Below are 26,660 nucleotides of genomic sequence, written 5' to 3'. Positions count from 1 at the left end.
TGGTCGACGGGCCGCATGCCAACCAAGGTTGGCATCTACCAGGACGGCCGGTTCAGGCCGGGCGCGAGGCACTGAAATCGAGCGTGACACGCGTTCCGCGCGGTTCGCAGGGCTGCAGCTGCAGGGTCCAGCCCAGGTGCTCGCACAGCCGCGCGATCAGGTCCAGGCCAATGCCGCTGCCACGATCGGCGCGTCCGCCACGGGCCATGCGCGCGTGGATGGCGGCAATCTCCTCCGGGCTCATGCCATGCCCTGGGTCCTGCAGCGTCAGTACCGCCGACGCACTCAGCTGCAGCTCGATATGGCCGCGGCCGCTGTTCTCGATGGCATTGCGCAGCAGGTTGCCGATCGCCGCCTGCACCACTGCCATCGGCGCAACGATATCCACCGGCGCCGCCTGGATGCCGATGCTCAGGTCCTTGTCACCGAGCAGGTGGCGATGGTCGTCGACGATCTCCGGCAGCAGTTGGTCCAGGGCGATGCGCTCGGCACGCGCGGCCAGGCGTGCCGGATCACGCGCCAGCACCAGCAGCAGCTCGATCAGCTGCTCCACACTCTGCGCTGTGCGCAACACCCGCTGCATCTGCTGGCGGGCGCGCTCGGGCAGGCCCGGTTGCTCCAGCGCGAGCTCGGCAGCACCGGTCATCACCGCGATCGGCGTGCGCAGTTCGTGGCTGGCGGTGCTGATGAAGACCCGCTCGCGCTCGACGAACTGCTCGTTGCGGTCCAGGTAGTCGTTCAACGCACCGGCGATGGTATGCAGCTCAGCGCTGCCGCGCGGATCGACCTCGATACGCTGGCCCTGCACGCCCGGCCGCAGCCCGGCAATGTGCTGTGCCAGCAGGCTCAACGGACGCACCATCCGCTCCATGCCGAACGACGCCATCAGCACGGTGACGAAGATCATGATCACCCCGGCCAGCATCACCCAGCGCGTGGCGAACTGTTCCAGGTCATGGAAATCGGAGATGTCCAGCGCCAGCGCCACCCGTCCCATCGACTGCGTTTCACGGACCATCACCGCCGTCTCGCGGCCCTTGACCATCACTCCGTCATGCAACCCAGGATGCAGGGAGCGCAGGCTCTCTGGCAGATTGACTGCGTCAAAGCGGTACAGGCTCAGCGTGTCCGAGTCCTGCCAGCGATAGTGCGGTTCGTGCTCGACATGCTCGACGATGCTGTCCAGTTCGGAATTGAGCAGCGCGCGCCACGCGGCGTGCTCGGCGTGTTCGTGCACGTAGTTGCCGACACTGAACACTGCAATCGACAGCAGCGCCAGGTACCCGAGCAACCACCACACCACCCGCCGGTACAGCGGCCCCGGCTTACGCGCCCTCATCAGCATTCCTGCCTGCGTCGGCAGCGTCCATCAGCGCCAACCGATAGCCCACCCGCGGCAGCGTATGGATCAGCTTGTCGGCAAACGGGCCGTCGACGCTGCGGCGCAGCTCGTAGACATGCGAGCGCAGCAGATCGCCATCCGGTGGCTCGTCGCCCCACAGGGCGAACTCCAGCTGCTGGCGGGTGACCGCACCGGGGCTGGCGCGCATCAGCACTTCCAGCAGCTTGCGGCAGGCCGGGTACAGGTGCAGCACCTGGCCACCACGCTGGGCTTCCAGGGTCGCCAGGTCCAGCACCAGGTCGCCCACCTGCAGGCGCTTGCGCGGATTGCGGCCCTGCGCGCGCAGCAGCAGCGCCTCCAGCCGCACTTCCAGCTCGGGCAGGGCGAACGGCTTGGTCAGGTAGTCGTCGGCACCGGCGCGGAAGCCGGCGATCTTGTCCGGCAGCTCGTCGCGCGCGGTCAGCATGATCACCGGCACCTCCGACGCGTGCTCGGCGCGCAGGCGACGCAGCACCTCCGGCCCCTCCATGCGCGGCAGCATCCAGTCCAGGATCACCGCATCGTAGGGGTGGCTGCCTGCCAGGTGCAGGCCGGTGATGCCATCCGGGGCCACGTCGAGCACGTGCCCGCGCGACTCGAAATAGTCGAACAGGTTGGCCACCAGCTGGCGGTTGTCCTCGATCACCAACAGACGCATGCACGAAAGATCCACGGAAGTTCGTACCATGGTAGCGCCGACCATGTCGGAATGCGGTCGCCCTGCGCCCGCTCCGACGCCTTTCCTACCCCAGCCACGTCAGAGTGGCGGTTTTGCTCCCGGAGCCTGCCGTGCCCGTAGCCCTGCCCCGCCGTTGGCGCCTGCCCCTGTTGTGGCTGCTGATCATCGCCGCGTTGGCCGCCGGTATCGGCCTGCGCCAGCCGCAGCCGCCGGACGAGCCGCGCTTCGTGCTGGCGGCCCGTACCATGGTCGAAAGTGGAGAATGGCTGCTGCCGCACCGGGGCGTGGAGCTGTACGCGGAGAAGCCGCCGGTCTTCATGTGGCTGCAGGCGGCCGCTTACGAGGTCGTCGGCAGCTGGCAATGGTCGTTCCTGCTGCCGTCGCTGCTGGGCGCCCTGCTCAGCCTGTGGCTGGTGTCGGACCTGGCACGGCGGCTGTGGTCGCCGCGGCATTCCCTGTACGCCCTCGCGGCGCTGTTCTGCACCCTGCAGTTCGGCCTGATGGCCAAGCGCGCGCAGATCGACATGGTGCTGGTCGGCATGACCACGGTGGCCCTGTGGGGATTGATGCGCCACCTGTGCGAGCGCCGCAACCTGCCCGCGCTGTGGCTGGCCGGTTTCGCCGCTGGCCTCGGCACGGTGACCAAGGGCGTGGGGTTCCTGCCGCTGCTGATGGTGCTGCCGTGGTTCGGCTGGTGGCTGTACCAGCGCCGCCGCGGGTGCAGCGTGGACGGTCCGCACCCGGCAACGCTGCTGTGGCTGATCCCGGCCTTCCTGGTGGGCGTGGCGGTGTGGCTTGCCCCGCTGGGCTGGGCATTGCTGCATGAGCCCAGCGCGTCCCTGCAGTCCTACGCCCACGAACTGCTGTTCAAGCAGACCGGCACCCGCTACGCCAACGCCTGGCACCACCGCCAGCCGGTCTGGTACTACCTGCAGGTGATCCTGACCTTGTGGCTGCCGGGCAGCCTGTTGCTGCCGATGCTGTTCAAACCCTGGTGGCGCCGCATCCGCCGTGGTGACTGCCGGCAATGGCTGCTGTTGGGCTGGGCGCTGCTGGTGCTGGTGTTCTTCAGTGCCAGCCCCGGCAAGCGCGAGGTCTATGTGCTGCCAATGCTGCCGGCGATGGCGCTGGCGGTGGCCCCGCTGTTGCCTGGCCTGCTGCGACGGCTTTGCGTGCGGCGCTACCTGTTCGGCTACACCGTGGTGCTGATGCTGGCCACCGGTGTGCTCGGCCTGATGCTGATGACCGAACATCCGTGGGCCCTGGCGCAGCTGGAACGGCGGGCGATGCCCGATTCGCTGCTGCCGGTGCTGGGAGATGGCCTGCTGACCTTTGCCATTGCCCTGGCCACGTTGATCGTGTGGCTGCGGGTGCGACGTGCCGCAACGCTGGTGTTGCTGACCCACGGCATGCTGTGGATGCTCTACGGCCTGGTGCTGATCCCGGCGCTGGATCCGTACGCATCAGCGTCGGCGGTGATGCGCCGGGTGGGCGCGCGGATCGGCCCGGATGCGGAGCTGGCACTGGTCGCCTGGCGCGAACAGAACCTGCTGCAGGCAGATCGGCCGGTGCGCGAGTTCGGCTTCAAGCGCCCGTGGGCCGAACAATGGCATGACGCCGGCCCGTGGCTGGCCGAGGCGCCGGGCAAGCGCTGGGTGCTGGTGCTGGACGATGCGATGAGCCCCTGCGTGGACCCGGCCAAGGTGATCGACATCGGCATTGCCAACAGGAATCGTTGGCAACTGCTTCCCGGTACGGCTTGGGACCCGAAGTGCCACGCCGAGCGGACCGGATCGACCGCCGAAGAAGACTGAACGGTGACGCGCGCCGGGGACTCATTAACCCGGCGCGAACGGGCGTCCGACCCTTCTCCGACATCGAGGTGACGAGCATGAGCGCGGATTCCCGAACCGCCCCTTCCCAGCATGCCCGTTCGTCCCATTGATGCGGCAGCGCCGCTTGCGACATCACCACTGGCGTCAAGATTCGCCGTAACTCACTTCTGGCTGCCTGTCGCAATCGGTCTGCCCGTGTTTACGCTGCTGATGGGTTTCGGCGGTGATCAATGGGTGGCCGATCACCTGTTCCGCCTCGAAGGTGGCCACTGGGCGTTGCAGGACGCCTGGGTCACCCGCACGGTGGTGCACAAGGCCGGCAAGTGGCTGAGCACGTCGGCGGCGCTGGTCGCGATCCTGTTGTGCGTGCACCACTGGCGCAAGGGGGGCGATCGCACCCTGCGATGGGCGCTGCTTTATGTCGTAATTGGCATGGCGCTGGGTACGGGCGTGATCTCCCTGCTGAAGACCCTGGTGCCGATGGAATGTCCCTGGGACCTGCTGCGCTACGGTGGCCATCAGCCCTATATCGGGCTTTTCACGCAGCGCCCGGCCGGCATGGCCGCACAGGCCTGCTTCCCTGCCGGCCACGCCAGCGCAGGCTATGCGTGGCTGTGCCTGTACTATTTCGCCCTGCTGTGGCGCCCGTCATGGCGCTGGGCAGGCTTGTGGATCGGCCTCGGCACCGGCCTGGTGTTCGGCATCAGCCAGCAGCTCCGGGGCGCGCATTTCCTTTCGCATGACGTTGCCACCGCGTTGATATGTTGGCTGCTGTCACTCGGCCTGTACCTGATCGTCAAAGGCATCCTGATCCGCCGTCAGCTGGACCGTCCCAACCGCCAGGAGGCAAACGCATGAGTGCATCGGTCCAACGCCCCGCCCGCGCTTCTGCGCTGGCGGGTCTTCGCCACTGGCGGCCACAGCTGTCCACCGAAGCACTGATCGCGTTCACCAGCCTGTTCTTCGCGGTGGCCGGCAACGGCCTGTTCTGGCACAGCGCGATGGCCAGCCATCCGGGCAGCCTGCGCTACGCGCTGTCGCTGCTGCTGTTGCTGCTGGGTGCGCACGGCGTGCTGCTGGGCATCCTGGTCTGGCGCTGGAACGCCAAAGTGGTGATCAGCCTGCTGCTGCTGGTGACCGCATTCGCCGCACACTACATGAGCCGCTACCACATCTACCTGGATGCGGACATGCTGCGCAACGTGCTGGCGACCGACCCCAAGGAAAGCCGCGAGCTGATGACGGTATCGCTGCTGTGGCCGGTACTGCTGCTGGCAGTGCTGCCGATGGTGGTGCTGTGGCGCGTGCAGCTGCGCCGCCGCAGCTGGGGCCGCAGCCTGCTCTGGCGCGTCGGCTTCCTGGTGGTGGCGGCAGTGACGGCTGTCGGCGGCGCGTTGATCTCGTTCCAGGATGTCTCGGCACTGATGCGCAACCAGCGTGAAGTGCGCTATCTCGCGACACCGGCCAATGTCCTGTTGGGCATGCCGCGTGCATTGCGTGGCGACAATCCGGTGCAGCGCGCGCCGAAGCTGCCGATCGGCACCGATGCCAAGGCCACCCCGCGCGCGCCGGCCAGCAAGCCGCGCCTGCTGGTGATCGTCATGGGCGAGACCGTGCGTGCGCAGAACTGGGGGCTCAACGGTGGCCGCAACACCACCCCGGAACTGGCGCAGGCCAGCGTGATCAATTTCCCGGACATGCATTCGTGCGGCACCAGCACCGAGGTTTCGTTGCCGTGCCTGTTCTCGCCGTGGGGCCGCCATGACTACGACGAGAAGAAGATCCGCGCGCACCAGTCGCTGCTGCACGTATTGAACCGTGCCGGCATCGCACCGTTGTGGCGTGACAACCAGTCCGGCTGCAAGGGCGTGTGCGAAGGCCTGGACTTCCAGTCGCTGTCCGATGCCACCACGCCGGGCCTGTGCGCCGATGGCCGCTGCATGGACGAGATCCTGCTGCAGGACCTGGCCACCCAGGTACGCGCCAGGCCCGGCGACCGGGTGGTGGTGCTGCACCAGCTGGGCAACCACGGTCCGGCCTACTTCGAGCGCTATCCGCCCGCATTCCGCCGTTTCACCCCGACCTGCGATACCCGTGACATTGGCCGTTGCTCGCGCGAAGAGATCACCAACAGCTACGACAATGCCGTGCTGTACACCGATCACTTCCTGACAAAGACCATCGGCACGCTGCAGGGCATGCAGGATTACGACACGGCGATGATCTACCTGTCCGACCACGGCGAGTCGCTGGGCGAGAAGGGCCTGTTCCTGCACGGCGTGCCCTACGCCATCGCCCCGGCCGAGCAGACCCGGGTACCGATGACGATGTGGTTCTCGCCAGGCTTCGCCAGCAGCCGTGGGCTGGACCTGCAGTGCGTGCGCAAGCGTTCGGCGGCGTATACCGACCATGACAACCTGTTCCCGTCGGTGCTGGGCCTGATGCAGGTGAAGACCTCGCTGTACGAACGCGACCGCGACGTGTTCGCCAACTGCGAGAGTTGAGGGGTGTTCGGCAGGGCTTGCAGCCCTGCACCTGCCGGGGCAACGGCCGAAGCAACAGCAACAGCGTGCATTCCGTGGGATGGCGGGGTGGGCCCGGTTGCGGGAGACGCCGTAAACCCATCCTTGGGGGCTTGGCCGCGGCATCCATGCCGCGGACACTCCCGCCACCGGACCCACCCCGCCTTCGACAGTTTTCCGCGATCTGTTGGAACGATCTTGGGGTCAGATCCGTTTTCCGGAGGAAAACGGATCTGACCCCATTTTGATTGTCGATACCTGACAGATGTGTCGACCAAGGTCGACACCTACCAACAGCCGCCACGATCTGTCAGAGGTGGGGCGGTGTGGGCTTGCAGGACCGTTGGCGCCATGGATGGCGCCATCGAGCCCCCATGGATGGGTTTACGGCGTGTCCTGCAAGCCCACACCGCCGCGCCATCCCACGGATACCCCGCTGTTGCGGTTGCTTCGGCGGTTGCTGTTGCTTGTGCTCTGGCCTCTGCGGGTGCCGGGCGCCGCCCGGCCGACTTCCGCCACTTGCGGAGGCAGCGGCTGCCCACTAGCCTTCGGCCGTCGTTCACCACCCAAGGACCGCCCGTGAAACACCGTCATCTCCTGCTGGCCTCGGCAATCGCCGCCGCCACGCTGGCCCTGGCCGCCTGCAAGAAGGAAGCTGCCCCAGGCACCGATACCGCCAGCAGCAGCGCCCCGGCCGGCGAAACCGCCGACCAGTTCGTGGCCCGCATCAATGCCGAGTTCAAGGCCGCCTACCCGGAGATGACCTCGGCGCAGTGGCTGTCCTCCACCTACATCAACAGTGATTCGGAACGCATCGCGGCCAAGGCCAACGAGCGCTCGCTGACCCAGCTCAACAGCTGGATCGAACAGGCTGCGAAGTTCGACGGCAAGCCGATGAGCGAGGACAGCAAGCGCGCCATCCACCTGCTGAAGCTGATGTCGTCGATGCCGGCACCGCGCGACCCGGCCAAGCTGGCCGAGCTGACCCAGATCGCCACCCGCATGGAAGGCAGCTATGGCGCCGGCAAGTACTGCACCGATGCCAACGATCCGAACTCCTGCCGCCAGCTGGGCGAGCTGGAGCAGGTGCTGGCACGCAGCCGCGACTATGACAAGCAGCTCGACGCCTGGCAGGGCTGGCACAGCACCACCAAGAACATGCGCGGCGACTACCAGAAGTTCGTCGGCCTGGTGAACGAAGGCGCCAAGGGCATGGGCTTCACCGATGCCGGCCAGATGTGGCGCAGCGGCTATGACATGCCGCCGGAGCAGATCGGCCCGGAAACCGACCGCCTGTGGGAACAGGTCAAGCCGATGTACGAGCAGCTGCACTGCTACGCACGCGGCAAGCTGGACAAGACCTACGGCAAGGACAAGGCCGAAGTGGGCAACGGCCTGATCGCCGCGCACCTGCTGGGCAACATGTGGCAGCAGGACTGGTCGAACCTGTGGGACCAGCTGGAACCGTACCCGGGCGCCGGCAGCCTGGACATCACCGCGGCGCTGGAGAAGCAGTACCAGACCAACCTGAGCGCGGCGCTGGCCAAGGCCGGCAAGGACGCCAACGTGGCCGCACAGTACAAGGCGCAGCGCGAGGCCGAACTGCGCACCGCCAAGCAGATGACCGAACGCGCGCAGGACTTCTACGTGTCGCTGGGCATGCCGTCGCTGCCGCAGTCGTACTGGGAACGCACCCAGTTCATCAAGCCCGACGACCGCGACGTGGTCTGCCACGCCAGCGCCTGGGACATGAACATGGAAGGCGACGTGCGCACCAAGATGTGCATCAAGCCGAACGAAGAGAACTTCACCACCATCTACCACGAGCTGGGCCACATCTATTACGACCTGGCCTACAACCCGCTGCCGCCGCTGTTCCAGGGCGGTGCCAACGATGGGTTCCATGAAGCGATCGGCGACACCATCGTGCTGGCGATGACCCCCAAGTACCTCAGCTCGATCGGCCTGGTCGATACGCCGACCGAAAGCCGCGAAGCGGTCATCAACAACCAGATGCGCATGGCGCTGTCGGGCGTGTCGTTCCTGCCGTTCGGGCTGATGATCGACCGCTGGCGCTGGGGTGTGTTCGATGGTTCGATCACCGCCGACAACTACAACAAGGCATGGTGGGACCTGAAGGCCAAGTACCAGGGCGTGGCGCCTGCCAGTACCCGTGGCGAGGAGTTCTTCGATCCGGGCGCGAAGTACCACGTGCCAGGCAACACCCCGTACACCCGCTACTTCCTGGCGCGCATCCTGCAGTTCCAGTTCTACAAGGGCCTGTGCGACGCGGCCGGCTACAAGGGCCCGCTGCATGAGTGCACCTTCTACGGCAACAAGGAAGCCGGCCAGAAATACTGGGCGATGCTGAGCAAGGGTGCCAGCCAGCCGTGGCAGGCCACGCTGAAGGAGCTGACCGGCACCGACAAGCTCGATGCCGGCCCGATGATCGAGTACTTCACGCCGGTCAACGAGTGGCTGAAGCAGCAGAACGAAGGCCAGATGTGCGGCTGGCAGGCCAACGCGGCACCGGCGGCAAAATGAGAAAAGGGGCGGGTCCGCAAGGATCCGCCCCTTTCTGGTAGTGCCGGCCGCTGGCCGGCAACCACGCGATGAAGACCCAACGGGCAGCCGGCCAGCGGCCGGCTCTACCGGAACAGCAATCAAGCAAAGGCCAGATGTGCGGCTGGCAGGCCAACGCGGCCCCGGCGGCAAAATGAAAAAAGGGGCGGGTCCGCAAGGATCCGCCCCTTTCTGGTAGTGCCGGCCGCTGGCCGGCAACCACGCGATGAAGACCCAACGGGCAGCCGGCCAGCGGCCGGCTCCACCGGAATGCCTGTCAGCTGTCCTTCTTCGCCGCCATCGCCGCGGCCAGTTCCGCCTTGAACTCCTCGAAGGTCTGGCCCTTTTCCTTCGCTTCGGCCTGTGCGGCGTCGCGCAGCGCATCGGAGTACATCAGGCGCACCGGCGTGCCGTTGCGCTCGTGCAGTTCACCGGCCTGCATGATCAGCGCCAGTACCTGCGCGGCGGAGTCACTGTGGCCGGCGATACGGCCGTCCATGCCCAGCACCCATTCGCCATCGCGGCGCACGACACCGGCCAGCAGGGTGCGCTGCGCGTCGCGCAGTTCCGCATGCGGCTCCACCGGCGAGGCCTGGGCAGCGGCCTTGTTGGCGGCCTGCTTTTCCTGGCGACGGCGCTGGTCGCGGCGGGTCTTGGAGCTGGTGGACATGGTGCGGTACCGCTGCGAAAGGGGGCGCAAGGATAGCGCACCCCGCCCGCCACACCGCTTCACACCCCCTCAGTCCAACACTTTCCCGTGCCGCCAGTAACCCATGAAGGTGATCGTGCGGCGGTCCAGCCCGCACTCGCGGACCAGATGGCGACGGATCGCCATCACCGCTCCCGCCTCGCCTGCCACCCAGGCATACAGCGGCCCCGCCACGCTGGCATCGGCCTGTTCCCAGAGGATCTGCGCGTCGACGTCGATCTCTTCCAGTTCTTCGCCAGCGACCACGCTCGAGGCGGCCAGGCGCGCCTGCACCGCCTGCAACAGAGGCGCCCCGTACGCCGCCTGCCCGCGCGGCAACCAGACCAGCTCGGCCGTGGCCGGCGCCTTCAGGCGAACCGCATCACCGGCCTGCGCCACTTCCAGCAGGGCCAGCGTACGCGGCGGATCCACCCTGGCCGCCAGTTCCTCGAGAATCCCGGCCACTGCCGGCAGCGCGGTCTCGTCAGCCACCAGCAGCACCTGGCCAACGCCGGCCGGCGGCTTCCATTCCCAGCCCTCGCTGCTGTCGGCGCAGTCGGCATCCGGGGCCAGCAGCACCACGCGGTCGCCCGGCCGTGCATGGATGGCCCATCGCGAGGCCGGCCCGGTCTCGCCATGCAGCACGAAATCAACATCGACCTCGCCCTGCTCTGCACGCAGCTGGCGGAGGGTGTAGGTGCGCATCGGCGGGCGCTGATCGTCCGGCAGGGCCCGATAGCGTGGGTACCAGTCCTCGCCGCTGGGGACCTGCGGCGCCTCCTGGCCGGGCAAGGGGAAGAACACCTTGATGCGCTGGTCCGGCCCTCCGGTCGTCATCCGCGCCACGTCGGCACCGGTGAACACCATGCGGTCCAGGGAAGGGGAAAGAACGCGGCGCTCCTTCAGCGCCACCTCGAACAGGCGGTAGGTCTGCTGCGCAGCCATGGGCAACCTCATGCAACGACAGTGGATCGGCTGGCTGTCGTGCACCTGTGCACCGGCTGGCTGGAGTGCCCAGCCTAGTCCGGCGGTTTCCCGCCGCAAGCGTTGCGGGCGCCACGGCCCGCCCTACCCCTGCGCGCTGCTCAGTGACCCGTGCAGGCTGCCTGCGCCGCGCGTTCGCGCCGGTGTTCCCAGTACCAGAACACGAAGCCGGCGCCGAAGAACCCAGCCTGGCCCAACGCCAGGTGCAGCGGGCTGGCGCTGAGCAGCGGCGACACCACGCCGGCCACCACGGTGCTGATCATCAGCTGCACGAAGGCCTGCAGCGACGAGGCCAGGCCGCGCTGGTGCGGGTACATGTCCAGCACCGCCAGCGCCAGGATCGGGAAGATCAGCGCCATGCCCATGCCACCCAGGAAGATCGGCAGCACCGCCCACGGCAGCACGAACTGCGGCGCCAGCGCGACGTAGCCGACGTTCAGCAGCACCGACAGCGCGCACAGGCCGAAACCAATGGATACCTGGCGGGTGGGCGTGGTGTGCCCGGCCATGCGCCCGGACAGGAACGAGCCGGTGGTCATGCCGCCGATGGTGGGGATGAACAGCCAGGCGAAACCACCCTCGCCCAGGTGCAGGTGCTGCATCACGAACACCGGTGCCGAGGAGATGTACAGGAAGATGCCACCGAAACCGATGCTGCCGGCCAGCGCCAGGCGCAGGAAGCGCGGATTGAAACCGATGCGCACGTAATCACGCATCAGCACCCGCGGCGACAACGGAACGCGCGCTTCGAGCGGATGGGTCTCCGGCAGGTAGCGGGCGGTGGCCGCCAGCAGAACCAGTGCGAACACCACCAGGAACCAGAAGATCAGCGGCCAGCCAGCACCGCTGAGCAGGATCCAGCCACCGATGATCGGCGCGATCGCCGGGGCGATGCCGAACAGCATCGACACCTGGCTCATCAGCCGCTGCGCGTCGTGACCGTGGTACAGGTCGCGGATCACCGCGCGGCCGACGATCATGCCGACGCCTGCGGACAGGCCCTGCAGGGCGCGGAACCCCAGCAGCGTGGTCAGATCGGTGGACAGCGCACAGCCGACCGAGGCGCCGACGAACACCACCAGGCCGCCGAGGATCACCCGCTTGCGGCCCCAGGCATCGGACAGCGGGCCGTGTGCCAGGCTCATCAGGCCGTAGAACAGCAGGTACACGCTGATGGTCTGCTGCACCGCCACCTCGTCCACCGCCAGGCGCTGGGCCAGCTGCGGGAACGCGGGGAAGATGGTGTCGATCGAGAACGGACCGAACATGGCCAGGCCGGCGAGCAGCAGGGCCATGCGGCGGGTGGAAGGAGCAACAGCGGCGGTCATGGAGAAGGCGTCCGGCAGGGCCATGCGCGGCACGCACGGCGGGCGCCAGTCCCCTGCAGCAGGGACGGCGCCAGATGAATTCGGGTATCCGCCCATCATAGGTGGGGATTGCGCCTGATGCCATGCAGCAGTGCACAAAACGCACGGGCGGGCCATCGGCCATTCAGGCGCCGCGGCCGGGCCCGCAGGCGGCTGGCGCGCCCGCAACGGGCTATAATCGGCGGGCAACACGGTGGGAGAAGCGGAACACCGCTGCCGAAGGCGCAACGCCCGTAATCGCTCAGGCCCGATACCACCCGTAACACAACTCTGGAGAGACCGGTTCGATCCGGCGCCGAAGGGGCACGAAGCCGCGGTTTTCCGCGCTTCCAAACTCTCAGGCAAAAGGACAGAGGGGCGCCCCGCAGACCGCCGACCGGCGGCTTGTGCCCGTGCGTGTGCCCTTTCCTGACGGATCCTTCGCCATGTCCCAGAACACCCCTTCCCTGCGTGAGCTCGAGCACCACAATGCGTTCGTCGAGCGCCACATCGGCCCCAACGATGCCGAGATCGCGCAGATGCTCGACGTCGTCGGCCACGCGTCGCTGGATGCGATGACCGATGCCATCGTACCGGCCAAGATCAAGTCGCCGGCGCCGCTGGCACTGCCGGAATCGATGACCGAAGTGCAGGCACTGGCGAAGATCCGTGCGATCGCCGACAAGAACACCGTGCTGCGCAGCTTCATCGGCCAGGGCTACTACGGTACCCACACGCCGAACGTGATCCTGCGCAACATCCTGGAAAACCCGGCCTGGTACACCGCCTACACCCCGTACCAGGCCGAGATCTCGCAGGGCCGCATGGAAGCGCTGATCAACTTCCAGACCCTGTGCGCCGACCTCACCGGCATGGAAATCGCCAACGCCTCGCTGCTGGACGAAGCCACCGCCGCAGCTGAAGCGATGACCCTGGCCAAGCGTTCGGCCAAGTCGAAGTCGGACACCTTCTTCGTGCACGACGCCGTGCACCCGCAGACCCTGGAACTGCTGCGTACCCGCGCCGAGCCCATGGGCATCGTGCTGCGCGTCGGCACCCCGGCCGAGGCACTGGAAGCAGAAGCCTTCGGCCTGCTGCTGCAGTACCCGGACACCTTCGGCCAGATCGGCGACTACAAGGCGCTGGTCGAGGCCGTGCACGCGCGCGGCGGCCTGGTGGCCGTGGCCACCGACCTGCTGGCGCTGACCCTGCTGGCCGCCCCGGGCGAATGGGGTGCGGACATCGTGGTCGGCAACAGCCAGCGTTTCGGCGTGCCGTTCGGCTTCGGCGGCCCGCACGCCGCATTCATGGCCTGCCGCGACGCCTACAAGCGCTCGATGCCGGGCCGCCTGATCGGCGTCTCGGTCGATGCCCAGGGCAACCCGGCCTACCGCCTGACCCTGCAGACCCGCGAGCAGCACATCCGCCGCGAGAAGGCCACCTCCAACATCTGTACCGCACAGGTGCTGCTGGCGGTGATGGCCTCGATGTATGCCGTGTACCACGGCCCGGAAGGCCTGACCCGCATCGCCCGGCGTACCCACCGCCTGGCCTCGATCCTGGCCGCCGCGCTGCGCGAGGCCGGCGTGCAGGTCGGTGGCGACTTCTTCGATACGCTGCACATCACCGGCGTGCATGCCGATGAGATCCACGCCAAGGCCCGCGCCGCCGGTTACAACCTGCGCGCGATCGACAGCGACTCGGTCGGCATCAGCCTGGACGAGACCGCCACCCGCGCCGACGTGGTCGCGCTGGCCGCCGTGTTCGGCGCGCAGGCCGACATCGATGCGCTGGATGCCAGCACCGCCGACGCACTGCCGGCCGGCCTGCTGCGCCAGTCCGCATTCCTGACCCATCCGGTGTTCAACACCCACCACAGCGAGCACGAACTGCTGCGCTACCTGCGCTCGCTGGCCGACAAGGACCTGGCGATGGACCGCACGATGATCCCGCTGGGCTCGTGCACCATGAAGCTCAACGCCACCGCCGAGATGATCCCGGTGACCTGGCCGGAGTTCTCGCAGATCCACCCGCTGGTGCCGGCCGACCAGGCGCTGGGCTACAAGGAACTCATCGACACGCTGGAAGCGATGCTGGTGGAATGCACCGGCTATGACGCGGTCAGCCTGCAGCCGAACTCCGGCGCGCAGGGCGAGTACGCCGGCCTGCTGGCGATCCGCGCCTACCACCGCTCGCGCGGCGAAGGCCACCGCGACATCTGCCTGATCCCGGATTCGGCGCACGGCACCAACCCGGCCTCGGCGCAGATGTGCGGCATGAAGGTGGTGGTGACCAAGACCGATGCCAACGGCAACGTCGACGTCGAGGACATCCGCCTCAACGCCGAGAAGTACAGCGACCGCCTGGCCGCGATCATGATGACCTACCCGTCCACGCACGGCGTGTTCGAGGAAGAGGTGGTGGAGATCTGCGAGATCATCCACAAGCACGGCGGCCAGGTGTACACCGACGGTGCCAACATGAATGCCCTGGTCGGCGTGGCCAAGCCGGGCAAGTGGGGGTCGGACGTTTCGCACCTGAACCTGCACAAGACCTTCTGCATCCCGCACGGCGGTGGCGGCCCGGGCGTCGGCCCGTGCGCGGTCAAGGAGCACCTGGCCCCGTTCCTGCCGGGCAAGCTGGGTGACAACGGTCCGGTCGGCATGGTCAGCGCGGCCAGCTTCGGCAGCGCCTCGATCCTGCCGATCAGCTGGATGTACATCGCGATGATGGGCCGCGACGGCCTGCGCAAGGCCACCCAGGTCGCGCAGCTCAACGCCAACTACATCGCCAAGCGCCTGGCCCCGCACTTCAAGACCCTGTACACCGGCCGCAACGGCCTGGTGGCGCACGAGTGCATCCTGGACGTGCGCCCGCTGGAGAAGACCAGCGGCATCGGTGCCGAGGACGTGGCCAAGCGCCTGATCGACTTCGGCTTCCATGCCCCGACCCTGAGCTTCCCGGTGGCCGGCACGCTGATGGTGGAGCCGACCGAGAGCGAATCGCTGCACGAACTGGATCGCTTCATCAACGCGATGATCCAGATCCGCGAGGAGATCACCGCGATCGAAGACGGCCGCCTCGACCGCGAGGACAACCCGCTGAAGAACGCGCCGCACACTGCCACCGCAGTGACCGCCAGCGAGTGGACCCACGCCTACCCGCGTGAACTGGCCGCCTTCCCGCTGGCCAGCCTGAAGCAGAGCAAATACTGGCCGCCGGTGGCGCGTGTCGACAACGTGTACGGCGACAAGAACGTGATGTGCGCCTGCATCCCGGTCGATGCCTACAAGGATGATGAAGTCGAGGCGTGATTCCTCACTGCATCGGTAAAGAAAACGGCCCGCGCAAGCGGGCCGTTTTCATGGGGCGTGTGGACCAAGGCCCACACCCACAAGCATCCGATCACGGGTCCGGCATCTGCCCCAGGCTCAACTGCCACGACACGCCAAAGCGGTCCTGCACCCAGCCGTAGCGATTGCTGAAGTCATAGTCGCCCACCGGCATCAACCAATGGCCGCCCTCACCCAGCACGCGTGCCGCGCGCTCGAACTGCTCGGCACCGGAACACTCGACGAACAGCGAGATCGACGGCGAGAAGGTGAAATCGTGCACGTCCAGGCTGTCGAAGCACAGGTAGTGGGTGCCACCGAGCAGGAAGATGGCCTGGCGGACCTGCCCCGGCACGCCGGCGCCGGCCCCCTCGGGATGGCGTTGCAGGGCCAGCAGCCGGAAATCGGCAAAGGCTTCGGCGTACAGGGCCAGCGCGGCCTCGGCCTGGCCGGTGAACATCAGGAAGGGACGGCTGCGCAGCATGCGGTACTCCTGGTCGACGGGCCGATGACGGCCTGCCTGCACAGTGCCACGCGGAGTGTGTGCCTGTTGTAGAGCCGAGCCCATGCTCGGCTGGCGATCGCGCAAACAGCAGCCGACCGCAGGGTCGGCTCTACAGAATCACGCCTGGCGCATGCGCCGCGCGATGGCACTGCTGGCGGCGATCGTGGCGGTCAACGCCACCATCGACAGGAACTGCAGGCGGGTGTGCGACTCACTCAGCAGCAGGCCGAAGATCAGCGCAAGGATCGCCAGTGCACAGCAGGTCAGCCACGGGAAACCGGCCATGCGGAACGGCAGTCGGGTACCCAGACGATCCGCGCGACGACGCAGCACCAGCTGCGAGACCAGCGACAGCGTCCACACCAGCAGGCAGGTGGAACCGACGATGTTCAGCAGCACTGGCAGCACCCGGTCCGGGAACAGCAGTTCCATCACCGTGGCGGCAAAGCCGAACAGCACGCTGGCCAGCACGGCGATCACCGGCACCTGGCGCGGGTCGGTCCAGCCAAGCACGGCCGGCGCTTCGCGACGCTGCGCCAGCGAATACATCATGCGCGAGGCGCCGTAGAGGTTGGCATTGAGCGCCGACAGCAGCGCGATCACGGCGATCAGCGTGATGGCGGTACCAGCGCCCGGGATGCGGGCGATGTCCAGCACGGCGGCGAACGGCGACTTCAGCGCCTCGCTGGTCCACGGCACCACGGCGATGATCACGCTCAGCGAGCCGATGTAGAACACCAGGATGCGCCAGGCCACGGTGCGGATGGCACGGGCAATGCTGCGCTCGGGGTCTTCGGTTTCGGCCGCCGCCACGGCCACGATCTCGGTGCCGCCGAAGGCGAACACCACCACCAGCAGCGCCGCGCCGATCCCGGCCAGGCCCTTCGGCGCAAAACCACCGTGTTCGGTGAAGTTGCTCAGGCCCGGGGAGGTCACCTGCGGCAGCCATCCCATCAGCAGCGCCACGCCAATGGCGATGAACGCCAGGATCGCCGCGACCTTGAGGATGGCGAACCAGAATTCGAACTCGCCGAAGTTCTTCACTCCGAGCAGGTTGATCGCGGTGAAGAACAGCATGAACGCCAACGCCGCCATCGGTACCGGTATCGCCGGCCAGACCGTGGCCAGCAGCCCGGCCGCACCCACTGCTTCGGCGGCGATCACGATCACCAGCTGCACCCACCACAGCCAGCCCACGGTTGCACCGGCGGTAGCGCCCATGGCGTCGGCTGCATACACCGAGAACGCGCCGCTGGTCGGCTTGGCCGCCGCCATCTCGCCCAGCGCGTTCATCACGATGATCACCAGCGCTCCGGCGACCAGATACGACACCAGGACCGCCGGACCGGCCGCCTGCACACCCACGCCCGAGCCGAGGAACAGCCCGGCGCCGATGGCGCTGCCCAGGCCCATCATGATCAGCTGGCGGGGCTTGAGCGAATGTCCGAGGCGGGACGGCGAAGCGGTCGGAATCGAGTTGGGCATCGGCGGGGCTGGCGGCGGGCTACAGGGGCGACACCTTACCCTGTCCCGTGCCCACGGGGATAGGCACAGCGCAGCAGGCGGCTCAGGCCAGCGCCGGCTCGCCGACGTTCCCACCGATACGGGCACGATAGGCACGCGGCGAGAAACCGGTTTCAGCCTTGAACTTGCGGGTGAAGGCACTCTGGTCGCTGAAACCGCAGGCCTGGCCGATGCAGGCGATGCTGTCGTCGCCATGCAGCAGATGCATGGCCATCTGGATCCGCAGCCGGGTCAGCACCTGCTGCGGGGTCATCTGGAACACCTTGCGGAAGCTGCGCTCCAGCTTGGACAGCGAAAAGCCGGTGATGTCCAGCAGGGTCTGCATGCGCACGTTCTCGGCGTAGTGCGCGTTGAGGTGGGCCAGCGCCAGCCGCAGCTGCTCGTACTGGGTGCCGAGGCTGTCCTTCTGGCCAAGGTCGCGGGAAATGCCGATCAGGCCCTCGATGGCCCCGTCGACCACCAGCGGGCGCTTGCAGGTCAGGCACCAGCCCGGTTCGCGGTTGGCGAACAGGTGCAGCTCCATCAGGTTCTCGATCACCTCACCGGACAGCACGCGGGCGTCCTGGTCAACGTAGTCCGCACTGAGGCCGGTCGGGTAGATTTCGGCCGCCGTACGCCCGATCACGTCCTTGCGCGCGCGCAGACCCAGCCGCCGCAGCATGGTCTGGTTGACGTGGGTGTAACGCCCCTGGCGGTCCTTGATGAAGAACAGCACATCCGGGATGGCGTCGAACAGGGCTTCGATGTCGGCGGGCTCGACTCGCATGCGGCAAGCATACCCGAGCCTGCTTTTGCCCGTACGTTCACCTTTGCCGGACCGTGGTTTAACGGGGCTGGTTCCAGTGTCGTGATTCCTTTTGATGATCCGGAGCCAACGTCCATGGCCGCCAGCAAGCCGACCGGCAAGCGCGCAACCGTCCCTGCCGAAAGCCACCGCCGGGGCGATGGCGATGAACTGCACCAGCAGGCCGGGGGTAGCCATCCGGCAATGACCACCGACCAGGGCATTCCGGTGGCGGACAACCAGAACTCCCTGCGGCAGGGTCCTCGGGGGCCCACGCTGCTGGAGGACTTCATCCTGCGCGAGAAGATCACCCACTTCGATCACGAACGCATTCCCGAGCGCATCGTGCACGCACGTGGCAGCGCAGCACACGGCTACTTCGAGCTGACCCGATCACTGGCAGCCCATACCCGCGCACGCATCCTGACCGAGGTCGGCGTGAAGACGCCGGTATTCACCCGCTTCTCGACCGTGGCCGGTGGCGCAGGCTCGGTGGATACCCCGCGCGACGTGCGCGGCTTTGCGGTCAAGTTCTACACCAAGGAGGGCAACTGGGATCTGGTCGGCAACAACATCCCGGTGTTCTTCATCCAGGACGCGATGAAGTTTCCGGACCTGGTGCACGCAGTGAAGATGGAGCCGGACCGCGCCTTCCCGCAGGCCGCGTCGGCCCATGACACGTTCTGGGACTTCATTTCGCTGATGCCCGAATCGATGCACATGATCATGTGGGCGATGAGCGACCGCGCCATCCCGCGTTCGCTGCGGATGATCGAAGGCTTCGGCGTGCACAGCTTCCGCCTGCTGAACGAGGCTGGCGAGTCGACGTTCGTCAAGTTCCACTGGCGGCCCAAGCTGGGCATTCAGTCCACGGTCTGGGACGAAGCGTTGAAACTGCAATCGGCCGACAATGACTTCCATCGCCGCGACCTGTTCGAGGCCATCCAGCGCGGCGACTTTCCCGAATGGGAGCTGGCGGTGCAGCTGTTCACCGAAGAAGACGCCGACGCATTCCCGTTCGACCACCTGGATCCGACCAAGATCATTCCCGAATCGCTGGTGCCGTTGCAGGTGATCGGGCGCATGGTACTGGACCGCTGGCCCGACAACTTCTTCGCCGAGACCGAGCAGGTGGCGTTCTGCCCGGCCAACGTGCCGCCCGGCATCGACTTCAGCAACGACCCGCTGCTGCAGGGCCGCCTGTTCTCCTACCTGGACACCCAGCTGCTGCGCCTGGGCGGCCCGAACTTCCACCAGATCCCGGTGAATGCACCGAAGTGCCCGTTTGCCAATCATCAGCGCGACGGCCACATGCAGATGCAGGTGCCCAAGGGCCGCGTCGCCTACGATCCCAGCTCGCTGCAGGACGACACCCCGCGCGAGACGCCTGCCGGATTCCGCAGCCATGCCAGCGCCGACGATGGCCGCAAGGGCCGCACCCGCGCGGAGAGTTTCGCCGACCACTACAGCCAGGCCCGGATGTTCTTCCGCAGCCTGGAAAAGCCGGAGCAGGCGCACCTGGCATCGGCGCTGGTGTTCGAGTTGTCCAAGGTGGAAACGCTGAAGGTGCGGGTGCGCACCGTCAGCCACCTGCGCAACATCGATGACGCGCTGGCGCAGCGCGTGGCCGATGGCCTGGCCCTGCCTGCGCTGCCCGACCCGGCCCCAACCGCCACGCCGGTGCGGGACATGCCGCCCGCTCCCGAGGTGCGCGTGATCGGGCGTAACAAGCCCACCCTGCAGGGTCGCTGCATCGGCATCCTGTTCGACGAAGGCTCCGACGCGCGCGTGATTGCCAGCCTGAGCAAGGCCGTCCGGAAGGCAGGTGCAGACGTGAAGCTGGTCGCGCCAAAAGTGGGGGGCGCCACGCTGAGCGATGGCGCATTGCAGGCGGCAGATGGGCAGCTGGCGGGCACCCCGTCAGCCGTGTTCGATGCAGTAGCCGTGGTGCTCAGCCTTGAAGCCGCGAAGGCCTTGTCGAAAGAGAGTGCAGCCGTCGAATTCGTCAGCCAGGCGTGGGCACACCTGAAGGCCATCGCCAGCGACGCGGGCGGCCAGGTGCTGCTGAAGGCGGCGCGCGTCGGCAACGACCCCGGCATCGTCGAAGCAGAAGACGCCAAGGCATTCCTGGCGGCGGCCGCCACCCGCCAGTGGGCGCGCGAGCCCAAGCTGCGCCTGCTGGCCTGACCACAACGACAGGAGAATCGTCATGCCCCGTGGTGACAAATCCGCATACACCGAAAAGCAGAAGCGACAGGCCGAGCACATCGAGGAAAGCGAACGTGATCGCGGCGCGAGTGAAGGCACCGCCGAGCGCATTGCCTGGGCCACCGTGAACAAGCAGGACGGCGGCGGCAAGCGCGCCGGCAGTGCCCGCAAGGGCGCGAAGAAGGCGACCAGCAAGAAGGCTGCCAAGAAGGCGCCTGCCAGGAAATCGGCCACAAAGAAGGCCGCAACCAAGAGGACGGCGGCGAAGAAGGCACCTGCGAAGAAGGCGATGGCGAAGAAGGCACCGGCTCGCAAGACCGCGACAAAGAAGGCCGCAAAGAAGACGGCGAAGAAGGCAGCGGTAAAGAAGGCGGGTACGGCCGCCGCGCGGAGCGCCGCCGCGAAGAAGGCAGCCAAGACGCGGGCCGCGAAGAAGACCGTGCGCAAGGCGGCGGCGAAGAAAGCCGCGCGCACGCGTGCACGCGGCTGAGTCTTCGATCAGGAGGGGAGCGCCCTCATCCATGCGGCAACTTCGGCTGCGGCTGCCTCGGCACGGGCCTGCAGCAGTAGATGCGGCCCTTCCAGCGATACGTGCCGGGCATCGGGCAACAAGACCTGCAGCTCGGCCACGCTGGGCGGCCACAACAGGTGGTCCTGTCGTGCATGCAGGCATAACGTCGGCAGCATGAGCTTCGGCAACTGCGCGCGGACATCGATCTGCAGTGTCGCCGCAGCGCGCTGCCGCAGGATCGCGGTCGGTACCGCAGCGATCGCATGTCGCAGCTCGCGAAGGTTCATGCGTGTCCGCCAATGCCCCAGCAGAAGCCGGGCCAGCAACGCCAGCGGCGGCGGTGGCCATGCAGGGGCAAGCAAGCGTGCGCTCGCCGCTGGCAGCGGCACCGGTCGCCGCGCGAAGGTCGTACTCAGTATCAATCCGCGCAATCCCGGCGGTGAAGCCACCGCCAGCTCGATAGCCAGCGGCCCGGCAAACGATTCAGCCAGCAGCACAAAGGGAGAGATGGGAAGCTGCGCGCGCAGGATCGACGCCAATGTAACGTAGTCCTGTGGCCCGTGCATGGGCAGCGGCAGCACCTGCACGGTAACCCCCTGGTCCTGCATCGCTTCCACGAAGCATGTCGACAGCAGGCCGCTGCCATCCAGCCCGGGCAGCATCACGATCGGGAGCATCACGGCGTTCATCACACTGCTCACTTCTCAGGTCCCTTCGCACGACTCGCTGCCGCGCAGCTTCGCTTATCGGCTCGACCCAGGGAAGTGCACGCCGCTGGTCGCGGCGCTACCCTGATGGCCCCGGACAGACGAGGAAGGCGGCATGCGCAAGCCACGCTGGCTCAGCTGGACCGGCATTGCCCTATGCGCGCTCTATCTCGCGCTGACCGCCTGGCTGGTGCTCGATGCCCGGTCCAACAGCGACCCCAAGAGCGCCTACATCCTCATGCAACTGCCGGTGATGCTGCAGACCGCAGCACTCAACGTCATCGGCGTGGGACGCTGGCTTTCCGGAATGACCTGGATCACCGTCTACCTTCTGGTGATTCCTCCCACGCTTGGCGTGCTGTACGTGCTTGGGGCCATGCTCGGCAGCGTCCTGGAGCAATGAGGGCGATCCTCCCTGCTGCCTGAGCGGGCGATGGAAATACGGCCGCCCAAGGCGGCCGTATTCCTGTTGCTGCACTGGCAGCCCGCTCAGGCTACGCGACGGGACACAGCAGATACCGTCGCGCCTTCCACCTTGAATACCGCCACCGACGTGGTCAGCGCATGCGCCTGTTCTTCCAGCGCGCGGCTCGCCGCAGTGGCTTCTTCCACCAGGGCCGCGTTCTGCTGGGTCACCTGGTCCATCTGCACCACCACCTGGTTGACCTGCTCGATGCCGGCGGCCTGTTCCTTGCTGGCCGCTGCGATGTCGCTCATCAGCTGGGTGGTGCGCGAACTGGCCTGGGCCACGCGTGCGATCGCTGCTTCCGATTCAACGGTCACCACCAGGCCACTCTTCACCTTGGCAGCGGCGTCTTCGATCAGCTCCTTGATTTCCTTGGCCGCGACGCCGGCGCGCTGCGCGAGCGTGCGTACTTCGCTGGCGACCACGGCAAAACCACGGCCCTGCTCGCCCGCGCGCGCGGCTTCCACCGCAGCGTTCAGCGCCAGGATGTTGGTCTGGAACGCGATGCCGTCGATAACGGTGGAGATTTCCGAGATGCGTGCCGAGGACTGATCGATCTCACCCATCACCGAGGCCATCTGCGCCATCGCCTGCTCGGTCTCGCGTACGGCGGCACCGGCGGCATGCGCTTCGCTGTCGGCCTGACGCGCCAGCTCGGCGTTCTGGCGCACGGTGGAGGTCAGCTCCTCCATCGACGCGGCAGCTTCCTCCAGGTTGGCCGCCTGCTGCTCCGTGCGGCGCGACAGGTCGTTGTTGCCGGCGGCCAGTTCCTGTGCCGCGTTGTTGATGCTGTCGGCAGCCACCTGGATGCCCCGCACAATGCCGGTCAGCTGTGCGGTGGTGGTGTTGGCGTCGTCGCGCATGCGCGCGAACACGCCGTCGTACTCACCGTCCATGCGTGCGGTCAGGTCACCGTGCGAGATCGCGCGCAGCACGTCGGAAACATCGGCAATGCTGGCCTGCGAACTGGCCATCATGCCGTTGAGGTGTTCTACCATCGCCTTGAACTGGTACTGGAACGCAGCAGCATCGCCACGCATGCTGAAGTCGCCGGCGCGAGCCGCACGGGCCAGTTCATCGATCTGCGCGTTGATCGCCATCAGGCTCTGCTTTACCGCGGCCAGAGTGCGGGTCAGCGTGCCCTTCTCGCCCGGGTAGTCCGGCAGGTCACGGCTGAGGTCGCCGATCGCGTAACGCTGCATCACTTCGGCCATCAGCAGCTCCACCTGCACGTGCGATTCGACCAGGCTGTTGGTGGCCTGCACCATGCGGCCGAAATCACCGGGGAAGGCACTGTCGTCCATGCGATAGCGGATCGCACCCGCTTCGTGCTGCTCAGCCATCTGCAGCTGTGCGCCGATCGCCGCCTGCACGCTCTGCCGCACGCTGGCCATCGCCTCGCCCAGCTGGGTCAGTTCATCCCGGCCACCGAGGCGGAACTCCTGGTCCAGCTGGCCCTTGGACAGGCGCTCGGCCAGGTTCACCGCGCGCGCCAGCGGGCCGGTCAGGCTGCGGCCGATCATCACCGAGGCGCCGATGCCGGCAAGCAGCGCGACGCCGCCCAGCACCAGCAGCTGCAGCAGGCTGCGTTCGCCCAGGCGGATCGCTTCGGCGGCAGCTTCACGGCTTTCCTTCTCCTCGAAGTCCACGCCATCGGACAGCGCCTTGTTCCAGCCGTTGGCCGCTTCCTGCACCGGGCCCAGGGTCAGCGCCACGGCGCCAGGGTAATCACCCTGCTCCATCAGTTCGCTGGTCTGCTTGTTGAGCGGGCGCGCAACGGCACGCTTGGCCGCGATGGTTTCCGCGATGGTCTTGCCCTGGGCATCGCTGGGCAGCGCCTGGTAGGCGGTCCAGCTGGCCTCATAGCGCTTGACCAGGTCGGCGATGCGCTTCTCGTCGCTGCCGCGGTCTTCGCCCTGACGGATCAGCATTTCGCGGCGCACGACCATCATCTGGTTGTTGGCATCGAGCATCTGCGACAGCAGGCGCACCTTGGCCACGCTGACGTCGACCACCTGCTGCATCGCGCGCTTCTGCACGACACTGGCAGTGGCGCCGGTGGCCACCACGGCGGCGACCAGCAGCAGCAACAGGCCAAAGCCCAGCCCAAGACGCCAGGCAACCCTGACGTTCCTCAAGTAGTTCATGGGGGTATCCAAAACGGGGGGATGCGCCCTTATCGGCGGCACGGCAGGCAATCTTGATCGCCCTCCATCGGTGGCTTCGGCCACGGTTCACCTTGGTGAGTCCCCGTCCCAGCGGCACCTGCCGCTGGCAATCGGCCGCAATGACATGCCTGCTCATGCGGGCATCAGATCCCTTTCACGGCGGCTCGGCGCTGTCTGCGGGCAAGGTGGCGGCTTACCTGCTGGAGATCCCAATGCCCTCATCTGTGTCCCGATCCACCCTGCTCGCACTCTCGCTGCTGGCGTCGCCGGCCTTCGCGCAGGTGCCGCCACCCAACCTGCCCGCCCCCATTGCCGAGAAGGCCGACCCGGACACCGCAGTGCGCTCCGCACTGCATGCCCAAGTGCTGCTGGATCGCGCGAATTTCTCGCCTGGCCAGATCGATGGCGAAGTGGGCAGCAACCAGCGACGCGCGGTGGCGGGCTTCCAGGCCGCGCATGGGCTGACCGTGACGGGTGAGCTGGACGACGCCACCTGGAAGGCTCTGCAGGCTGATACGGTGGGGCCGCTGGCCAGCTACACGCTGACTGCCGAGGATGTCGCCGGCCCGTTCCAGCCCATACCGAAAGGACCTGCCGCACAGGCCAAACTGAAATCGCTGGGTTTCAGCAGTGTGGAAGAAGCCCTGGGCGAGCGCTTCCACGCCTCGCCGGAGTTGCTGAAGGTGCTCAATCCCGGCGTGGATCTGACCAAGGCTGGCAGCCGCATCCAAGTGCCCAACATCGCACCAGCGGCATTGCCGAAGGCGGCGAAGATCGTGGTCGACAAATCCGACTCCACCCTGCAGTTGCTGGATGCGCAGGGCAAGCTGATCGCGCAGGTGCCGGTGTCGTCGGGCAGCCAGCACGACCCGTTGCCGATCGGCGAATGGAAGATCCTGGGCGTGTATCGCGACCCGCCGTTCCACTACAACCCGAAGTTGTTCTGGGATGCGCGCAAGGGGGAAAAGAAGGCGACGCTGCCACCGGGCCCGAACAATCCGGTCGGCCGGGTCTGGATCGACCTGTCCAAGCCGCACTACGGCCTGCATGGCACACCCGAACCCAGCCACGTGGGCAAGACCGAATCGCATGGCTGCGTACGCATGACCAACTGGGATGCGGTGCGTGTGGCCGACGCAGTGGATACTTCGGTGCCCGTGGTGATGCAGGAGTAAGCCCATGCGTCTTTCGCAGCTGATCGTATTGGGCGTACTGCTGGGACTGGGGGCAGGTTGGTGGCTGCGTCGCGATGGGAGTGAGCCGGTAGCCGCCTCGCTGCCGGCAGCGCCATCGGCGGTGTCCGCCGCGCCGGTGGTCGAACCAGCGCCACGCGCAACGGCCCCACCCGCCACCGCCGCGCCGCCGGCCGCGCAGGCTGCGGATGCACCGTCCGGCCTGCTGCTGCCGGTGCAGGGCATCCTGGCCTCGCAGCTGCGCGATACCTTCACCGATGCACGCAGCGAAGGCCGCGTGCACGATGCCATCGACATCCTGGCCGATGCCGGTACTCCGGTACTCGCGGTGGCTGATGGCACGGTGGAAAAACTGTTCGACAGCGAACGCGGCGGGCTGACGATCTACCAGTTCGAGCCCAGCGGACGCTGGTGCTACTACTACGCGCACCTGCAGCGCTATGCCGATGGCCTGGCCGAGAAACAGGCGATCAAGCGCGGGGATGTGATCGGCTACGTCGGCAGCACCGGCAATGCCAGCGCCGAGGCCCCGCACCTGCACTTCGAAGTGCATGTCTTGGGGCCGGAGAAGCAGTGGTGGAAGGGAGAGTCGATCAATCCCTATCCCTTGCTGAAGTCGGCAGCACCGATGCCCGGCGCTGCTGGCGCCGCAACGCCACAGTGAAGACAGTCAACGCAGCCCCCGGAATCAGCAGGAACAGCGCCGCCATCTTCCAGAAAAAGAACGGCCACAGCCAGAGGTAGTCCAGGTCGGTCAGCTTCAGCAGACCCAGCGGCGGCTGCAGCTCGATGTCTGCCGTGCGTCCCGCCAGCGCCGGATCCACCTCCAGCACGGTTACCCGCAGCCATGAGCGGCCGCGTGGCAATGCGTCGCCGCGACCGTAACCAAAGTAGGAGGCCATGAGGCCGCTGGACTCAACCGATACCAGCGCGCGGTCGATGCCCTGCCCGGCCACTCCCCCAACGCTCCCCTGCGCGGAAGTCTCCATGTTCGGTGGGAGTCTCGATGCGCAGCAGCACTTCAGGGTCAGCCTCTGTACCGTCCGCGGCATAACGCAGGTGCAGCCGCAGTTGATCATCGATGAGGCGGTAGACCGTCACCTCGGCCGTCGCACCCGGGCTCAGCAGCAGCGGCAGGGTCTGGGTACGCGAGGCCAGGCAGTTGGCGATGGCGCCAAGCGCCAGAACCAGGCAGGCCATGCACCACAGGCTCCACGACACCCACAGGGTGACCCGCACTACCGTCCCGCCTTTCACGCTGACAT

Annotated in this window: 20 protein-coding genes, 1 pseudogene and 1 riboswitch; of the genes and pseudogenes, 10 read left to right on the top strand and 11 right to left on the bottom strand. The window is 67.0% G+C overall.

What is annotated here, in order from left to right; genetic code table 11:
- Window positions 1–52: 52 nt before the first annotated feature.
- Window positions 53–1,339 carry a HAMP domain-containing sensor histidine kinase gene (locus J3A72_RS08445; RefSeq protein ID WP_032958989.1) on the bottom strand — a complete coding sequence of 429 codons (1,287 nt, stop codon included), beginning with the start codon at window positions 1,337–1,339 and terminating at the stop codon, window positions 53–55.
- On the bottom strand, window positions 1,326–2,039 hold the full coding sequence (locus J3A72_RS08440) for a response regulator transcription factor (protein WP_014648011.1): 714 nt from the start codon (window positions 2,037–2,039) through the stop codon (window positions 1,326–1,328). Before J3A72_RS08440 ends, J3A72_RS08445 begins: the two co-directional genes overlap by 14 nt.
- 131 nt (window positions 2,040–2,170) lie before the next feature.
- Here J3A72_RS08440 and J3A72_RS08435 point away from each other — a divergent pair, with 131 nt between their 5' ends.
- The 4 genes from J3A72_RS08435 to J3A72_RS08420 all read left to right on the top strand — a co-directional run bounded on the left by J3A72_RS08435 (window position 2,171) and on the right by J3A72_RS08420 (window position 8,961).
- The gene (locus J3A72_RS08435; protein ID WP_075075620.1) at window positions 2,171–3,874 is read left to right on the top strand and encodes a glycosyltransferase family 39 protein; all 1,704 of its coding nucleotides are present in this window, start codon (window positions 2,171–2,173) and stop codon (window positions 3,872–3,874) included.
- 111 nt (window positions 3,875–3,985) lie between these two features.
- Window positions 3,986–4,753, top strand: a complete 768-nt coding sequence (locus tag J3A72_RS08430; RefSeq protein WP_069116217.1) for a phosphatase PAP2 family protein — start codon at window positions 3,986–3,988, stop codon at window positions 4,751–4,753.
- Complete coding sequence (locus tag J3A72_RS08425) at window positions 4,750–6,399, top strand: phosphoethanolamine--lipid A transferase (protein ID WP_075075619.1); 1,650 nt, start codon at window positions 4,750–4,752, stop codon at window positions 6,397–6,399. Before J3A72_RS08430 ends, J3A72_RS08425 begins: the two co-directional genes overlap by 4 nt.
- 597 nt (window positions 6,400–6,996) lie before the next feature.
- Complete coding sequence (locus J3A72_RS08420) at window positions 6,997–8,961, top strand: M2 family metallopeptidase (RefSeq protein WP_075077156.1); 1,965 nt, start codon at window positions 6,997–6,999, stop codon at window positions 8,959–8,961.
- Window positions 8,962–9,256: 295 nt separating this feature from the next.
- On the opposite strand, the gene J3A72_RS08415 is transcribed toward J3A72_RS08420, so the two are convergent.
- The 3 genes from J3A72_RS08415 to J3A72_RS08405 form a co-directional block, all read right to left on the bottom strand.
- Window positions 9,257–9,649, bottom strand: a complete 393-nt coding sequence (locus tag J3A72_RS08415) for a hypothetical protein (protein ID WP_069116224.1) — start codon at window positions 9,647–9,649, stop codon at window positions 9,257–9,259.
- A gap of 69 nt (window positions 9,650–9,718) precedes the next feature.
- Window positions 9,719–10,612, bottom strand: coding sequence for a siderophore-interacting protein (locus J3A72_RS08410; RefSeq protein ID WP_032960029.1), 894 nt, complete (start codon window positions 10,610–10,612; stop codon window positions 9,719–9,721).
- Between the two features lie 140 nt (window positions 10,613–10,752).
- The gene (locus J3A72_RS08405) at window positions 10,753–11,979 is read right to left on the bottom strand and encodes a multidrug effflux MFS transporter (RefSeq protein WP_032960036.1); all 1,227 of its coding nucleotides are present in this window, start codon (window positions 11,977–11,979) and stop codon (window positions 10,753–10,755) included.
- Window positions 11,980–12,278: 299 nt separating this feature from the next.
- A riboswitch (glycine riboswitch) is annotated at window positions 12,279–12,381 on the top strand.
- Between the two features lie 62 nt (window positions 12,382–12,443).
- Here J3A72_RS08405 and gcvP point away from each other — a divergent pair.
- Entirely contained in the window at window positions 12,444–15,311 is a 2,868-nt protein-coding gene (gcvP, locus tag J3A72_RS08400) for an aminomethyl-transferring glycine dehydrogenase (protein WP_075077157.1), read from the top strand.
- 91 nt (window positions 15,312–15,402) lie between these two features.
- Here the strand turns inward: gcvP and J3A72_RS08395 are convergent, their stop codons facing one another.
- The 3 genes from J3A72_RS08395 to J3A72_RS08385 form a co-directional block, all read right to left on the bottom strand.
- Window positions 15,403–15,813, bottom strand: coding sequence for a VOC family protein (locus tag J3A72_RS08395; RefSeq protein ID WP_005418291.1), 411 nt, complete (start codon window positions 15,811–15,813; stop codon window positions 15,403–15,405).
- A gap of 138 nt (window positions 15,814–15,951) precedes the next feature.
- A complete protein-coding gene (locus J3A72_RS08390; RefSeq protein WP_014648020.1) occupies window positions 15,952–17,319 on the bottom strand; it encodes an amino acid permease in 1,368 nt (455 codons plus the stop codon).
- 82 nt (window positions 17,320–17,401) lie between these two features.
- On the bottom strand, window positions 17,402–18,124 hold the full coding sequence (locus J3A72_RS08385) for an AraC family transcriptional regulator (RefSeq protein WP_014038112.1): 723 nt from the start codon (window positions 18,122–18,124) through the stop codon (window positions 17,402–17,404).
- Between the two features lie 114 nt (window positions 18,125–18,238).
- Here J3A72_RS08385 and J3A72_RS08380 point away from each other — a divergent pair, with 114 nt between their 5' ends.
- Complete coding sequence (locus tag J3A72_RS08380) at window positions 18,239–20,329, top strand: catalase (RefSeq protein ID WP_075077158.1); 2,091 nt, start codon at window positions 18,239–18,241, stop codon at window positions 20,327–20,329.
- A 22-nt stretch (window positions 20,330–20,351) separates the two neighbouring features.
- Window positions 20,352–20,840 carry a hypothetical protein gene (locus J3A72_RS08375; RefSeq protein WP_075077159.1) on the top strand — a complete coding sequence of 163 codons (489 nt, stop codon included), beginning with the start codon at window positions 20,352–20,354 and terminating at the stop codon, window positions 20,838–20,840.
- 8 nt (window positions 20,841–20,848) lie between these two features.
- Here the strand turns inward: J3A72_RS08375 and J3A72_RS08370 are convergent, their stop codons facing one another.
- Entirely contained in the window at window positions 20,849–21,469 is a 621-nt protein-coding gene (locus J3A72_RS08370; protein WP_230374621.1) for an alpha/beta hydrolase, read from the bottom strand.
- A 214-nt stretch (window positions 21,470–21,683) separates the two neighbouring features.
- Between J3A72_RS08370 and J3A72_RS08365 the strand changes: the two genes are divergently transcribed.
- Window positions 21,684–21,971: a hypothetical protein gene (locus tag J3A72_RS08365; RefSeq protein ID WP_053495719.1), complete on the top strand. Its 288-nt coding sequence runs from the start codon at window positions 21,684–21,686 to the stop codon at window positions 21,969–21,971.
- A gap of 86 nt (window positions 21,972–22,057) precedes the next feature.
- Here J3A72_RS08365 and J3A72_RS08360 read toward each other — a convergent pair whose 3' ends face one another.
- Window positions 22,058–24,181 carry a methyl-accepting chemotaxis protein gene (locus J3A72_RS08360; protein ID WP_075077161.1) on the bottom strand — a complete coding sequence of 708 codons (2,124 nt, stop codon included), beginning with the start codon at window positions 24,179–24,181 and terminating at the stop codon, window positions 22,058–22,060.
- A 233-nt stretch (window positions 24,182–24,414) separates the two neighbouring features.
- On the opposite strand from J3A72_RS08360, the gene J3A72_RS08355 reads away from it, so the two are divergent.
- Together J3A72_RS08355 and J3A72_RS08350 are read left to right on the top strand one after the other, a co-directional pair.
- Window positions 24,415–25,377: a L,D-transpeptidase gene (locus tag J3A72_RS08355; protein ID WP_041863687.1), complete on the top strand. Its 963-nt coding sequence runs from the start codon at window positions 24,415–24,417 to the stop codon at window positions 25,375–25,377.
- A 4-nt stretch (window positions 25,378–25,381) separates the two neighbouring features.
- Window positions 25,382–26,059 (top strand): M23 family metallopeptidase, encoded by a 678-nt coding sequence (locus J3A72_RS08350; protein ID WP_075077162.1) that lies wholly within the window; start codon window positions 25,382–25,384, stop codon window positions 26,057–26,059.
- Here the strand turns inward: J3A72_RS08350 and J3A72_RS08345 are convergent.
- A pseudogene (locus tag J3A72_RS08345) lies at window positions 25,989–26,652 on the bottom strand (hypothetical protein). The gene J3A72_RS08350 and the pseudogene J3A72_RS08345 sit on opposite strands and share 71 nt — an antisense overlap.
- Window positions 26,653–26,660: the final 8 nt, after the last annotated feature.

The sequence above is a fragment of the Stenotrophomonas sp. PvP093 genome (assembly GCF_017876915.1).
GTDB lineage: Bacteria > Pseudomonadota > Gammaproteobacteria > Xanthomonadales > Xanthomonadaceae > Stenotrophomonas > Stenotrophomonas muris.
This window is presented reverse-complemented; position numbering and strand designations above follow the sequence as displayed.